Source organism: Companilactobacillus formosensis (assembly GCF_005405305.1).
Taxonomy (GTDB): domain Bacteria; phylum Bacillota; class Bacilli; order Lactobacillales; family Lactobacillaceae; genus Companilactobacillus; species Companilactobacillus formosensis.
Map to the genome: position 1 here is coordinate 155637 of NZ_BJDU01000003.1, position 14173 is coordinate 169809.

Sequence of the window (14173 nt, forward strand, 5' to 3'; positions counted from 1 at the left end):
AGCAGATTCCGAACGTTTTTGCTAAAAGAACGAAAAAATTCTTGGTAAAGGTTAGACCTTTCTTTGGTTATTAGGAAAAAATATATTTTTATGCCAGAGCGGTTAGTTAATATTACAGTTTTGTGACAAATACTTAATAGACCAGTTAAAAGAAAAAATTAATTAGGCCTAACTAAATTATTGATTAAGATTTATTGCTGAGAAAATTAGTCTTATAAATATGAGAAACAAGAAATGTTTCGACCGAACTATTCTCTAAATAAAAAATAAAATAGTTTGTTTCTATTGATTTTTTTTTAAAAGCGAGTATGATAAATAATCAAATGATAGGAGGTAAGCAATATGAGATATAAAGTTACACTTGATACTAAACGTCAATTGTTTACCGTATTTGATAAGAAAAACACTCGGGTTTCTGCATGCGGTAAGTCAATTGAAGAAGCTATGAATAAATTGTTGAGAATGAGTGCATAAATTTTACAAATATTAGATTTAGAATACAGTTAGTTTACACTTGCTCTAAATTATAGATATATGCAAGAATAGATGTTATATTTAATTGGCAACGAAAGTTGCAATTCTATCCTCAACGATAACTAAAAAGGCCTTTTCCTTAATTGGAAAAGGTCTTATTTTTGCAAAAAAATGCAAAAAAAAATCTATGACGTCAGATTGGACGATCATAGATTATTTATTAAATGTCACAGGTGAGATTCGAACTCACGACCTACGGTTTAGAAGACCGTTGCTCTATCCAACTGAGCCACTGTGACATCACTCGTACTATTATAGAGAAAAGAATTTGATTATGCAATAATAAATTTGAAATTTTTTAATTAAAAATTTACTTGCAGACAACAAAAAAATCGCCAGATCACTCTAGCGATTTTACGGTATGTCACAGGTGAGATTCGAACTCACGACCTACGGTTTAGAAGACCGTTGCTCTATCCAACTGAGCCACTGTGACAGCACATTTATTATTATAGATAAAGCACTTGCACTATGTCAATCTAATTTTTGATATAAATTAAAAAAAATCTTAATTTGGGCAAAATAAAAGGTCCACTTAAATGTTTAAGTGAACCATCCCTATAAATAATTTACTGATTAACATTACTTTCCGTAAATGAAAGGCTTGTTTTCAGCCTCTAATTCACACAATACCTCACGATCTTGTGTGGAAATCTCAGTTCTTTCGGCTTTAAATAATGATTTGATCCATACTGTCAATTTCATGATTGTCATCTCCGAAAATAATGCAGCTTTTAATGTCATCAGCATCTGGACAGAACACAACAGATAAGGCTTCCTTCTCCCTTATCTAACAAAATTATAACAGAATTATTACAAATGACATAAAAATAAGCCTTGTTTCAGTAAAAAAAATCAATATTTTAAAATGTAATGGTTTACATTTTTTAAATTTGACTATTTAGGGTTCAACTAATTCTTTGCGACGATTTTCGATGATATTTTGAAGTTCTTCGAGGTCTTCAAGAGTTGATTTTTTTCTAATAAAGCTACGTGCTGATGAACGCATGGCGATATAATTTGCGCGTTCACGATGATTTCTGTGCCATTTTTCGTTAGCACGTTTTTGTGCGTCTGTTAATACCATTTATATCTCTCCCTTAAAAACATATCTTTGAAATTATATACAAGGTTATTTAAGTAAACAAGGGAAATTATGAATTTTTTCACACAACTTACTCGTAAAAATGGTTACATGAAATTCTTGTACAATAATGATATTAGTTTAGAATGTTAATTAATTGATATTTTGTTCATTGGGGGGTCTATTTTTTATGAAGAAGATTATGAAAACTACCACAGGGACATATCACGGAATTGTGGATCATGAACATCTTGATTTCTTAGGAGTTCCGTTTGGATATGGACGTCGATTTAAACGAGCTGAAGAATTTTCTATGTCAAAATTTGGACCAAATGAAATTAATAAAATTCATTATGCGGTGCATCATGGCGTTCAACCAATGCAAAAAGATGCACTTAACCAAAATAGTAAGATAAACTTTGGCGAAAATTGTTTAAATCTTGATATTTGCACCCCTGATGTAGAAGGAAAATACCCGATTGTCATCGAATTTTATGGTGGTGGCTTTTTACGGGGAGGAAATTATACTAAACAAATGTCGTGGCTCGATCATCAGTCAGTCGTTCATGTAGTGCCAAACTATCGATTAGGATTGTTTGGGTGGAGCAAGGTTGATGGCGGTGATACCAACGTTGGGATGTCAGATCAATTGATGGCGATTCAATGGGTCTTGGATAATGCTGCTAGTTTTGGCGGCGATGTAAAAAACGTTACTTTAGTTGGTATTTCAGCCGGTGCTAAGTCAATTTCAGCTCTAATGGCTTCTAATGCAACTGTTTTGGATCGAATTCAAAAAATTATTTTATTTTCTGGTGGCGTTCAGACGATTCGTGACATGGCTACGGCAAAAAAAGTAACTGATATGATTTGTCAGGCCAGTGACATTAAATCAACAAAAGACTTATTTAACTTAACAGACGATGGTCTACAAATTGTTCAAGAGCATTTGCTTGATCAGCATACGGCTACTAATTGGTTTGGTCCGGTGATCGATGATGATTTGATTTCACAGGATTGGCAAAAGAAGTTACTTCAACGAGTAAAAAAGACACAATTTAAGACTATTATCTCTGCTGGGAGCAATGAATTAGAGGCTTATAAATCGATGAATATCAATCATCTTGAAAATGAAGTTTTCCCTGATTTATTTGGTAAAAATACGAAAGTATTAAGAGCTGCCTTGCTAAACGAGCAGTATTCAAAAAATGATTTTGTACAAATGCTAGGGAATGCTATGTATACCTTACCGGCTAGAAGGTTGGCTGAATTGTTGACGCAGGAAAGCGATGCTGAAGTTTATTGCAACTATGTTAAAGTGGCTGAAGGGCAGCATGGTGGGATTCTTAGATATTTGAATACACCGGTTGAAGAATTGAATATCGATTACCGTAAGAACCAACAACATTTTTTGAATTTACTATTTGAATTTATCAATGAAGGTAAACCTTACGAAGAAGATATTAAATATGAGTGGCCAGTGTTTGACGATGATCGCTTAGTCCTCGAATTAGATCCAGATGATTTAAAGAGTGTTTCTGTTATTAGTCGTAGAATTCCAACCGAATTACCTTGGCAGTCGTATCTTTTATAAAAAAATAAATATTGATAAATAAGCATTTATAGTGGGATGTAAAAAAATAATCTTGCAAACAATAATTTTTAATTTTACAATAAAGTCGTTGTGCTTAAACATTAGGCATTTTTTGTGGTGCCTATAACTTTAGAGGTGGACGAATTTTGAAAAGAAAGTTTGCATTTTTTGTAACAATTGCTTTCATTCTAATAGATGTTTTAGCTGCGTTTTTAACTCAACAAGCGATTATTAGTAATTTGATGGGTATTCTGATCGGAATTGGTCTAATCATTGCTCTCATACTAATAACGAGAATTCTAACGAAGATGGATTTAAAACGGGGAAAGCTAGTTTTTATAGCAGTTTTCTTTTTTATTGTTTTAGGACGCTTGTTTATGACTGTTGCTTAGAAAAATAGAAAATGATTGGGGATTGTGTTTAAGCACAGTCCTTTTTTAGTATAATAATGTCATTATTTAATAAAGGGGTTCTCCTTGATGTCCAGTCGTTCATGGAAAAAAATCATTTTAGGTTTATTATTTCTAATTCTAAGCATTCTTTATACAATACTTTTTTTTAACAAAGCTAATTTTGGGGAAACAATGGTTTTTAACATTGCACATTTAAAAAGCCTTTCTAATGTGTTCGTTTCACCAATTAACTTTGATTTTTGGAATCATGCAGGTAGCCAAATAAATCTATTCAGTCCGTGGCTGACCATTTTAACAGGGTGGTTATTCGTTCAGTTTAATGTGATTTATGGGTTCAGCGTCTATTTAACGATAATTACTTTTTTAACGTTAGTCAGTGCTTACTTTTTTATGAATAAATTCCACAAAGACACATTTGAAGCACTTTTGTTTGCTATTGGCTATACGTTTTCTCTAAATCGACTTTTGTTAGTTTTTTCCAATCAAAGATTAGAGAATTATTTAGTTTTGATATTTTTGCCAATAGTTTATTTTGGCGCTTATCAATTTTTCACTGAACATTCTTGGAAAACTTTAGTCTGGGGTGAAGCATTGATCATTTGGACTTCACCGTATGTTGCTTTAGCAGTGACCATTACGGTAATTGTGGCATTTGTTTTAATGCCATTTAGTCATTTGAGTCATTCTTGGCATTACGTGAAAGAGACATCGTTTAACTTACTCAAAATAATTAGTATGGGTATTTTAACGACAATTGGTTTTATTGGCCCCTTAGTCATGAAACAATTGAACTCAAAATGGCGACAAGATCCAATTGAAAACTTTAATTATTTTGATTGGTTCACAAAATTACAGTTGCCGCGCGTGCAATGGTATTTGATGATCGCAATTGGTGGCTTATTATTGCTATTGATTTTGATGATTTTTTTGCAAAGTTCTTTTGCTTATAAAGTCATTATTTTCGAAATGATTCCAATAACGTGCTTGTTGATACTGCAACCCCAAATACCTAATGTAGACATTAGTCGCTTGATTTTTGCTTTCCAAAGTATTCTTGATTTCTTTTTTATTATGATTTTGTGTCGGATGATCCTGTTAGTCTTTCAAGAAAGTCCAGCCATTTTGAAACTATTGATTTTACTAATTTCGATTGGTGGTTTAAGTTACGTTAATTACAGTCAAGTAAGTAATAGTCCTAAACGAACTCTGGAAATGGCTAATTCGGTTGATTATAAGAAATTTGTGATGAATTATCATGACGTGGCTCAAAAAAATAATAATAAATTCCTGGTCAACAATAAGCAGGAAAAAGTTTCTTATTATACCAAGGGATCTGACTATTGGATTCAATACATTAATCCTCAAACGACGACCATTGATATTCCAATTCAATATTCACCTAATTATCAAATTCAAATCAATAATGAATCAGTGTCCGCAAAGAAAACTAAACAAAACACGCTTCAAGTCAAAACTAATCCAGGTAAAAGTATTATAGAAATCCATTCGCATTATGATTGGTTGAGTCTTAGTTTTCTATTGATTAATTTATTTGGATTTATGTTGTTGATTTATTTTAGCTTGCAAAACATTCCGTTGAAAAATAAAAAAAATCCTGAGAATAGTTGAAAAAGCAAGTGAAATTTGCTATATTTTATAAGTTGCAATCACTATTGCATCTACAACCGCTCAAAATTAGGTTTAAGCTCTTAGTGCACCTAGTTGGCGAGTCTTAGAAGGGAGTGTACGTTTATGTACGCAATTATTAAAACTGGTGGTAAGCAATATAAAGTTGAAGAAAACTCTTCAATTTATGTTGAAAAGCTTGATGTCAAAGAAGGAGACGCAGTTACATTTGATGATGTAATCTTAGTTTCTGATGGCAAGTCTGTTAAAGTTGGTAGCCCTGTAGTTGAAGGCGCTAGTGTTTCTGGTAAGGTTGAAAAGCAAGGTAAGGAAAAGAAAGTTGTTACTTACAAGTACAAACCTAAGAAGCATTCACATACAAAGACAGGTCACCGTCAACCATATACAAAGGTACTTATCGATAGTATCAAGGCTTAATCATGATTAAAGCTAGTTTTCACCAGAACTCAGATAAACAGATCGATTCCTTTTTGATTAAAGGACATGCTGATTCAGGACCTTATGGTCAAGATTTAGTTTGTGCTGCTGTCTCAGCGGTTACGATCGGTACGATCAATAATCTGGAAAAACTCACTGGGGCTAAGCCTCAAGTGGTCATGGATGAGGTAAATGGCGGCCATCTAGGTTGTCAATTTGACGAAGCAATATCACACGATACTGCCTTGTTATTGGATAATTTGTTTTGGACTCTTAAAGATGTCGAAGGAAGTTATGCCAAAAACATTGAAGTTTCAGTACAAAAAAATAAAATAGATCTTGATTAGGAGGTAAACTTCATGCTTAAGATGAATTTACAATTTTTCTCTCACCACAAGGGTGGTGGATCAACAAGTAACGGCCGTGACTCTGCTGGTCGTAGACTAGGTGCTAAGCGCGCTGATGGCCAAGCTATCACAGCTGGCTCAATTATTTACAGACAACGTGGTACAAAGATTCACCCAGGTGCTAATGTTGGTCGCGGTGGCGATGACACATTGTTCGCACTTACAGATGGCGTTGTTAAGTACGAAAGACTTGGCAAAGACAGAAGAAAAGTTTCAGTATATTAATATATTGATGAAAAAAGAGGACAATGTTCCTCTTTTTTTTATATAATAAGTATGAGTTATTGCCATTAACACCGAAATATTGGTAAGATATTGTATGGTGCTTTATCGGTAAAAATTTACGAATCAAGGGAGAAACAAATGTCAATTTCAGTAAATGATTTTAAAAATGGTTTAACAATTGAAGTAAAAGATGGTATCTGGCGTGTTGTAGAATTTCAGCACGTTAAGCCAGGTAAGGGTAGTGCTTTCGTACGTTCAAAATTAAAGAACTTGAGAACAGGTGCTGTTCAAGAAATGACTTTCAGATCAACAGCTAAAGTTGAAAAAGCTAATATCGAAAATAAGAAGATGCAATATCTTTATGCTGAAGGTGATAACTACGTATTCATGGATACAACAACTTATGAACAACTATCACTTCCAGGCGATGAAATTAGAGACGAATTGAAGTATTTGAAAGAAAATATGGAAGTTAGTGTCGTAATGTATGGTGGCGAAACACTTGGTGTTGAATTACCTAATACAGTTGATCTAAAGGTTGTTGAAACAGAAGCTTCAATCAAGGGTGATACACAATCAGGTGGTTCAAAACCAGCTACAATGGAAACAGGTGTTGTTGTGCAAGTACCATTCTTCGTTAACGAAGGCGATATGCTAACAATTAACACACAAGACGGTACTTACATTTCACGTGCCTAATTAATAATTGATTATGGAGATAAGTTTATGGCTGAACAAAAATATGTTTCTCTACAACAAGATAGTGGAAAAATAAACGGTAATGTTGAAATATCACATCAAGTTATTGAGATCCTTTTAGGAATTGCTACAAACCAGGTTGAGGGTGTTTACGAAATGCGTGGCACTATTTCAAGCCGAATTGATTCACTCTTTGGTAGAATCAACCATGGTAAGGGAGTTGATGTGTCGTTTGCAGATAATCAAGTATCTGCTGATGTCTATGTTTATCTAGAGTATGGCGTATCGATCCCTAAAGTATCCTTAGAGATCCAAAAATCAGCCATTGAACAACTCGAATTCATGACCGATTTAGACTTAAGTGAAATCAATGTACATGTTGTCGGATTAATCGCTAAGAAAGAAACAGGCGATATCGAACGTGTAACAACAGATAAAAAGGAATAAAACTAGTGATAAGTAGACATAAGATCAGAGAACTCGCAGTTCAATCACTATTTTCCATCGAAACTACTAAAGACACTCCAGAAGAGGCTATCGCATCTACCATGCAATTATGCGATCTAACGACTGAAGCGGTGCCAGATTATTTGACATTCTTGGTTTCGGGAACAAATGAACATCAAGAAGAGCTTGATGAAAAAATTGCTAAATATTTAAAGAATAAATGGACAGTTCAACGCTTGTCCAGAATTGATCGTGCAATTTTACGCGTTGGGTTATTTGAAATGGAAAACAGTTTGGAAGTACCAAGGAAAGTAGCTATTGATGAAGCAATTCAAATGGCTGGTGACTTTGGCGATAAGGACTCAAAGTCCTTCATAAATGGAATTTTATCTAATTTTGTAGAAGGGTAAAGGCTGATAAATTTATCAGCCTTTTTATGGTGATTAGTATGAAATTATTAGAAGGTAAAAAAGTAGCGCAAGCTTTGGATGAAACAATGACTAAGCGAGTTGAAGAATTAAAGAAGAAAGGCGTAACTCCTGGATTGGCCGTTATTTTAGTCGGTGACAATTCAGCAAGTGCTGTCTATGTTCGCAACAAGAAACGTCGTGCCGAAAAACTTGGAATTGATTTCCAATTGATTCATTTTGATGCCACAGTAACTGAAACTGAACTCTTGAAGAAAATCGATGAATTGAATCATGATGAAAACGTTGATGGTTTTATCGTTCAATTGCCAGTTCCTGATCATATCGATGAGGACAAAGTTATTGAAGCTATTGATCCTAGAAAAGACGTTGATGGTTTTACTCCTATCAGCGTTGGTAATCTTTGGATTGGAACACCTTTAACTAAACCAGCAACTGCTTCAGGAATTTTGATGATGCTTGACCATTACAACGTTGACTTAGACGGTAAAAATGTTGTTATCGTTGGTCGTAGCAATATCGTTGGAAAACCAACAGCTGCTTTGATGTTGGATCGTAATGCCACTGTAACGATCACGCATTCACATACTAAGAACCTAAAAGAAATAACAAGTAAGGCTGATGTGCTAGTCGTAGCCATTGGAAAAGCCAAATTTATCACTAAAGAATACGTCAAAGACCAAGCAATCGTCGTTGATGTTGGTATGGACCGTGATGAAAATGGCAAGCTTTGTGGGGATGTCGATTTCGATGACGTCAAGCAAAAGGCTGCTATGATGACTCCAGTTCCTGGTGGTGTTGGTCCAATGACAATCACGGCCTTAGTAGACCAAGTGATTGAATTAGCCGAAGGCAGGGCAAATGGATAATGAGCAATATTTAACAGTTACCGCTTTAAGCCAATATTTGAAAAGAAAATTTGACGTGGACCCTTATTTGGGACACGTCTATTTGATGGGGGAAATTTCTAATTTTCGTTTACGTCCACATGCTCATCAATATTTCTCTTTAAAAGATGATAAGGCTAAGATTTCCGCGATAATGTTTAAGAGCAATTTTGAAAAAATTAAATTTAAACCTGAAGAAGGAATGCAAGTTCTCGTTCAAGGTCGAATTTCTTTGTATGAGCCAGCCGGATCGTATCAGATCTATGTCGAGTCGATGGAACCTGCTGGATTGGGAGCTTTATATGTTGCTTTTGAGCAATTGAAGAAAAAGCTATCTCAACAAGGTATCTTTGACTTGCCAAAAAAGCCAATTCCTCAGTTTCCAAAACGAATTGCAGTTGTGACGAGTGAGTCAGGTGCGGTTATTCATGATATTATGACGACCGTTGCTAGAAGATTTCCAATCGTGCAATTGGTTTTGTATCCAGCTCAAGTTCAAGGTGATGAAGCGGCTAAAACTATCGTGGACCAGTTGAAGAGAATCAATGAAGATGGTAATTTCGATACGATTATCATTGGTCGTGGTGGTGGATCGATTGAAGATCTCTGGCCATTCAATGAAGAAATCGTTGCCGAAGCTATCGTTCAGAGTAAGATTCCAGTGATTAGTTCAGTTGGTCATGAAACGGATACGACTATTGCCGATCTAGTGGCTGATTTACGAGCTGCAACTCCGACTGCAGCGGCAGAATTGGCAACACCTGTTTTGAGTGATGTTTTGGAACATCTTCAAGACTTGCATACAAGACTTTACAGCGCTCAAAACAATTTGATTACGAACTATCAGGACCGTGTCCAAACTTTGTCTCAGAACGTCTTTTTACAGCATCCAGAGCGAATCTACGAAGTATACTTGCAAAAGGTCGATAGTTTAGAAGATAAACTACGTCAAAATTTGAATAATTCGTTGAATCGTTCCAAAACTGAATTGATTCAGTATGCTAATCGATTAGTACGAGTTTCGCCACGTGATCAAATTTATAGTTACAACAATCAGGTTAATCGCCAGTACCAAATTTTGATCAATAATATCAATAAAATCATTAATAAAAATCGTAATGTATTTAATAGTCAAGTAGCTACTCTAGATTCACTGAGTCCATTGAAGACTTTGAGTCGTGGATTTGCTATTCCAACTGATTCAAAAGGTAAAGTATTGACTAAGGCTTCTGATTACCGAGTTGATCAAACGGTGAATTTGAGAGTTAGAAATGGTAATGTTAAATTAATAACCAAAGAAATAAGCGAGGATAATAATGGCTGAAGAAAAGAAAACATTTGAAGAAAATTTGGCGGATTTAGAAGAAATCGTCAAAAACCTTGAAACTGGAAATGTTCCATTGGAAGAAGCCATGGAAAAATTCAAAAAGGGTGTTACTTTGAGCAAAGAACTCGAAAAGACCCTCAGTGAAGCCGAAGAAACAGTTACTAAGATCATGACTAAAGACGGTCAAGAAGTTAATATGAAAAATGATCAAAGTAAGGACGAGTAGTTATGGAAATTAAAAAGTTTTCTGATTTTTGTGAGCAAGTTTTGCCAGATTTTAATCAATTTTTAAATGATCGACTAAATTCTGAGATTAAACAAGAAACTTTGAAACAAGCTATGCTTTATTCTGTTAATGCCGGTGGCAAAAGAGTTCGTCCAATGCTATTTTTGGCTGTTGCTTATTCATCTGGAGTTAAATTAAAAGATTTACCGAAATACTTTGATATTGCTGGTGCTATCGAATTAGTGCACACTTATTCTTTGATTCACGATGATTTACCAGAAATGGATGACAGTGATTATCGTCGGGGTAAATTATCCAATCACAAGAAGTTTGGTGTTGGTCCAGCAGTTTTGGCCGGAGATGGCTTGTTGACACAGGCTTTTTATTGGATTGCTAAGTCTAGCTTGAATACTGACAAGCGAATGGCTGCAGTAAGAATCTTATCGCACAATGCCGGACCTATGGGAATGGTAGCTGGTCAGATGACTGATATTACTATGGAAGATAAGGTATTGTCCGAAAGCGAATTGACTACTTTACATAAGGAAAAAACGGCTGATTTAATGATGGCAGCTATTACTATGGGAGCTTTTTGTGCAGATCATGAGTTGTCCAAGAACTTAGTTTTGTATGCCCAAGATGTTGGTTTAGCTTTTCAATTGAAAGATGACTTAGATGATTGTGGCGATGGAGAAGATGCAGATAAAAACACTTTTCCAAATCTAATTGGTAAAGAAGCAACTGAAACTAAATTGAATGAATTAGTTAAAGAAGCGTTCAATGCTGTTTTGAAGGAAGACAAATTCGATAAAAACTTATTAGTAAGCTTTTTGGATTATTTTAAAGAATAGGTGACAAATATTGGCAAAAAAAAGAATTGATGTTTTATTAGTTGAACAAAATTTATTTGAATCTCGTGAACAAGCCAAGCGTTCAATCATGGCTGGTGAAGTTTATAATCAGGATAATTTGCGTTTCGATAAACCAGGTGAAAAAGTTGATCCAGAGACAGTCTTTCATTTAGCTAAGAATGCTCATTCCAAGTATGTTAGTCGTGGTGGCTACAAGTTGGAAAAAGCTTTGAAGTCATTTGATATTGATTTGTCCGATCGTATTTGTTTGGATATTGGTTCCTCAACAGGTGGCTTTACTGATGTGGCTTTGCAAAACGGTGCTACTAAAGTTTATGCGTTGGATGTTGGGTACAATCAATTGGCTTGGAAACTACGTAAAGATGAACGTGTTGTTGTGATGGAAAGAGTTAATTTCCGTTACAGCAAACCAGAAGACTTTCACGAAGGCTTACCACAATTTGCGATGACTGATGTCTCATTTATTTCTTTGGAATTAATTTTGCCACCAATGTTCAATATCATTTTGCCAGGTGCCGATGCTGTTTGTTTGATTAAACCTCAATTTGAAGCTGGTCCAGAAAATGTTGGTAAGCATGGTATCGTCAGAGATCACAAAGTTCACCAAATGGTGCTTGAAAAGATTACCAATTTTGCTAAAAATGCTGGATTTATCGTTTCTGGATTGGATTTTTCACCAATTAAAGGTGGCGAAGGCAACATTGAGTTTCTAATGCATATTCAAAAACCTAAAGAACCACAAGATGGTGAGATTTTGGATACTGTATCAATAGAAAAGACCATGGAAGCCGCATACTCAAATCTAAATAAATAGGTGGAATTATGCTTAAAAAACTTATAATCAACAATTTTGCAATTATTAATAAATTACAAATTGATTTTCATCATGGCATGACTGCATTAACTGGTGAAACTGGTGCCGGTAAGTCAATCATTATTGATGCCTTAGGATTGTTAGTTGGAAGCAGATCTTCAATTGATTTTATTAGAACTGGCCAAGAACAGTTGAAAGTGCAGGGACTATTTGAAGTGAAATCAAGTAGTCCTCTTTTTGCTATTTTGGACGAATACGGCATCAATCATGAAGATAATCAACTGATCATTAAACGTGAGATCAACCGCAAGGGACGTAATGTTTGTCGTATCAACAATGAATTAGTAAAAACTAATGTTTTACGTCAAGTTGGCAAATTTTTAGTTGAAATTCACGGTCAAAATCAACAACAAGAATTGTTAGACGAAGATAATCATATAAATATCCTAGATCGATTTTCCGATGATGATTTTCAAAAGGACCTGTTGGATTATCAAAATATTTTTTCTGAATATCAGGAAAAGCGTAGTCGCTTAAGAACGATTCAAAAGAATTCTCAAAATCTCGTTCAACGAATCGACATGTTAAAATTTCAAATTGAAGATATTGATAGTGCCAAAGTTGAAGCCGGTGAAGATGATAGATTAGAAGATGAAAAGAATCAGTTGTCTAATTTTGAGAAAATCAGTTCAGCTTTACAAGAAAGCTACCGAGGTCTGTCAGAAAATAATGTTGGCGTTGTTGATGCCTTAGGGAATGTCAGAGATCAATTGGAAGACATCATGGATTACGATAAGTCGTATAAAGAATTGTATGATTCCGTCAATGGAGCTTATTACCAACTTCAAGATAATGCGGCGACGATTGCTGATCAGTTAGAAAACTTAGACTTTGATGAGAATCGTTTAGATAATATTCAAAAACGTTTGATTACCCTAGATAATTTGAAGAAAAAATACGGTCCAACCCTTGATGAAGTGATTGAATTTGGTCAAAAAGCTCACCAAGAACTTTCAGAGATTGATATTGATGATGACACTGAAGCTAACTTGGAAAAGGAAATTCAACAATTGCAAACTAAATTGTTGGATTTGGCCAAAGATTTATCTAAAAAACGTCATCAAACAGCAACTTCTTTAGAGAAGTCCATTAATCACCAATTAAAGGATTTGTATATGCCAAATGCTAAATTCGGTGTTTCATTTAGTTCGCTTGATGATAATAATTTGTCTGACAAGGGAATTGATCAGATTAGATTTGATTTAAAGACTAATCTTGGAGAAGATTTCAAACCTTTGGTAAAAGTTGCTTCAGGTGGTGAGTTATCTCGTGTCATTTTGGCATTTGAAGCTATTATCGCTGCGAAAATGAATGTCGAGACAATAGTTTTTGATGAAATCGATACTGGTGTCAGTGGTCGTGTAGCTCAAGCAATCGGTGATAAAATTTATAAGGTTTCACAATTTCTACAAGTTCTCTGTATTACGCATTTGCCACAAGTAGCAGCTATGAGTGATATTCAATTTGAGATAAAAAAAGAGACCGTCAAAAACAAAACCGAAACTCAGGTTTCGTTGCTTGACGATCTACAAAGAATTGAAGCGATATCCTTAATGTTGGCAGGGACTAAGGTGACTGATTTGACTAGAGAGCATGCTAAAGAATTATTAGAATTAGCTCAAGGTGAACAAAAACGTTTAGATTAAATTAATAGATTTCAAATTGCCTAAAGTAACTATGCTAAAAAGATTGTCGTTGACCTTGAAAACGTATTTATTTTGATTAACTTGTGAAATAAATTTGCCATGAAGTTGATTGTCGTTTAACATTGTAATAACGACAGAATAATTTTTTTGGAAACTTTGTTCTGCAAAAAGCTGTAATTGCATTAATGGCATTTGTTTTAATGGAGTCTTTGTTCCGTACTTGAGATTAAAATCGAAATTATTATTAATAAAGCTAGTGGTGTTGTTGATTAGATTTGTAGTGAAACGATTGTGTAATTGTCTTGCTTGCATTTTTAAACCCCCGAACGCTTGTTTGTACCTTCATTATACGAACAAGTGTTCGAAAGAGCAACTTTATTTTTATATTTCTTAAGAAATTTTTATCTTGACGTGGCTCAAAGTCTTGAAAAACATATGAATTTATTGCA

The 14173-nt window shown here is 34.6% G+C and carries 19 protein-coding genes, 2 tRNA genes and 1 other annotated feature; of the genes, 16 read left to right on the forward strand and 5 right to left on the reverse strand.

Translation table 11 applies throughout. From position 1 onward, the window contains the following. Window positions 1–342 precede the first annotated feature (342 nt). Entirely contained in the window at window positions 343–474 is a 132-nt protein-coding gene (locus FFM65_RS12310) for a hypothetical protein (protein ID WP_010019394.1), read from the forward strand. Window positions 475–699: 225 nt separating this feature from the next. On the opposite strand, the gene FFM65_RS04855 is transcribed toward FFM65_RS12310, so the two are convergent. From FFM65_RS04855 to FFM65_RS04865, 4 genes are all read right to left on the reverse strand, one after another. After that, a tRNA-Arg gene (locus FFM65_RS04855) sits at window positions 700–773 on the reverse strand. A gap of 123 nt (window positions 774–896) precedes the next feature. After that, window positions 897–970: transfer RNA gene (locus tag FFM65_RS04860), tRNA-Arg, on the reverse strand. Window positions 971–1116: 146 nt separating this feature from the next. Beyond that, complete coding sequence (locus FFM65_RS12315) at window positions 1117–1239, reverse strand: hypothetical protein (protein ID WP_255311483.1); 123 nt, start codon at window positions 1237–1239, stop codon at window positions 1117–1119. A gap of 196 nt (window positions 1240–1435) precedes the next feature. Beyond that, on the reverse strand, window positions 1436–1621 hold the full coding sequence (locus FFM65_RS04865; protein ID WP_010019396.1) for a hypothetical protein: 186 nt from the start codon (window positions 1619–1621) through the stop codon (window positions 1436–1438). Between the two features lie 187 nt (window positions 1622–1808). On the opposite strand from FFM65_RS04865, the gene FFM65_RS04870 reads away from it, so the two are divergent. From FFM65_RS04870 to recN, 15 genes are all read left to right on the forward strand, one after another. Continuing rightward, entirely contained in the window at window positions 1809–3209 is a 1401-nt protein-coding gene (locus FFM65_RS04870) for a carboxylesterase family protein (protein ID WP_119317914.1), read from the forward strand. A gap of 146 nt (window positions 3210–3355) precedes the next feature. Continuing rightward, a complete protein-coding gene (locus FFM65_RS04875) occupies window positions 3356–3601 on the forward strand; it encodes a hypothetical protein (protein WP_119317915.1) in 246 nt (81 codons plus the stop codon). Between the two features lie 192 nt (window positions 3602–3793). Next, complete coding sequence (locus FFM65_RS04880; RefSeq protein ID WP_137610096.1) at window positions 3794–5251, forward strand: hypothetical protein; 1458 nt, start codon at window positions 3794–3796, stop codon at window positions 5249–5251. Between the two features lie 44 nt (window positions 5252–5295). Continuing rightward, window positions 5296–5365, forward strand: a sequence feature (ribosomal protein L21 leader region). Window positions 5366–5374: 9 nt separating this feature from the next. Next, on the forward strand, window positions 5375–5686 hold the full coding sequence (gene rplU, locus FFM65_RS04885) for a 50S ribosomal protein L21 (protein WP_059073571.1): 312 nt from the start codon (window positions 5375–5377) through the stop codon (window positions 5684–5686). Between the two features lie 2 nt (window positions 5687–5688). Then, window positions 5689–6033 (forward strand): ribosomal-processing cysteine protease Prp, encoded by a 345-nt coding sequence (locus FFM65_RS04890; protein ID WP_056945147.1) that lies wholly within the window; start codon window positions 5689–5691, stop codon window positions 6031–6033. Window positions 6034–6045: 12 nt separating this feature from the next. After that, a complete protein-coding gene (gene rpmA / locus FFM65_RS04895) occupies window positions 6046–6318 on the forward strand; it encodes a 50S ribosomal protein L27 (RefSeq protein ID WP_057815145.1) in 273 nt (90 codons plus the stop codon). A 138-nt stretch (window positions 6319–6456) separates the two neighbouring features. Beyond that, window positions 6457–7017 (forward strand): elongation factor P, encoded by a 561-nt coding sequence (gene efp, locus FFM65_RS04900; RefSeq protein WP_119317917.1) that lies wholly within the window; start codon window positions 6457–6459, stop codon window positions 7015–7017. Window positions 7018–7044: 27 nt separating this feature from the next. Next, window positions 7045–7464 carry an Asp23/Gls24 family envelope stress response protein gene (locus tag FFM65_RS04905; protein ID WP_010019407.1) on the forward strand — a complete coding sequence of 140 codons (420 nt, stop codon included), beginning with the start codon at window positions 7045–7047 and terminating at the stop codon, window positions 7462–7464. 5 nt (window positions 7465–7469) lie between these two features. Next, window positions 7470–7874, forward strand: a complete 405-nt coding sequence (nusB, locus tag FFM65_RS04910; RefSeq protein WP_119317918.1) for a transcription antitermination factor NusB — start codon at window positions 7470–7472, stop codon at window positions 7872–7874. 38 nt (window positions 7875–7912) lie between these two features. Next, window positions 7913–8761 carry a bifunctional 5,10-methylenetetrahydrofolate dehydrogenase/5,10-methenyltetrahydrofolate cyclohydrolase gene (locus FFM65_RS04915; protein ID WP_119317919.1) on the forward strand — a complete coding sequence of 283 codons (849 nt, stop codon included), beginning with the start codon at window positions 7913–7915 and terminating at the stop codon, window positions 8759–8761. After that, window positions 8754–10103: an exodeoxyribonuclease VII large subunit gene (xseA, locus tag FFM65_RS04920; RefSeq protein WP_119317920.1), complete on the forward strand. Its 1350-nt coding sequence runs from the start codon at window positions 8754–8756 to the stop codon at window positions 10101–10103. The genes FFM65_RS04915 and xseA overlap by 8 nt, the downstream gene beginning before the upstream one ends. Then, window positions 10096–10332: an exodeoxyribonuclease VII small subunit gene (locus FFM65_RS04925; protein WP_059073574.1), complete on the forward strand. Its 237-nt coding sequence runs from the start codon at window positions 10096–10098 to the stop codon at window positions 10330–10332. The genes xseA and FFM65_RS04925 overlap by 8 nt, the downstream gene beginning before the upstream one ends. 2 nt (window positions 10333–10334) lie before the next feature. Continuing rightward, window positions 10335–11183, forward strand: a complete 849-nt coding sequence (locus tag FFM65_RS04930; protein WP_119317921.1) for a polyprenyl synthetase family protein — start codon at window positions 10335–10337, stop codon at window positions 11181–11183. 10 nt (window positions 11184–11193) lie between these two features. After that, the gene (locus FFM65_RS04935; RefSeq protein WP_119317922.1) at window positions 11194–12018 is read left to right on the forward strand and encodes a TlyA family RNA methyltransferase; all 825 of its coding nucleotides are present in this window, start codon (window positions 11194–11196) and stop codon (window positions 12016–12018) included. 8 nt (window positions 12019–12026) lie between these two features. Next, window positions 12027–13724: a DNA repair protein RecN gene (gene recN, locus FFM65_RS04940; RefSeq protein ID WP_119317923.1), complete on the forward strand. Its 1698-nt coding sequence runs from the start codon at window positions 12027–12029 to the stop codon at window positions 13722–13724. On the opposite strand, the gene FFM65_RS04945 is transcribed toward recN, so the two are convergent. Further along, entirely contained in the window at window positions 13716–14036 is a 321-nt protein-coding gene (locus FFM65_RS04945; protein ID WP_119317924.1) for a hypothetical protein, read from the reverse strand. The two genes, recN and FFM65_RS04945, sit on opposite strands and share 9 nt — an antisense overlap. Between the last annotated feature and the right edge of the window lie 137 nt (window positions 14037–14173).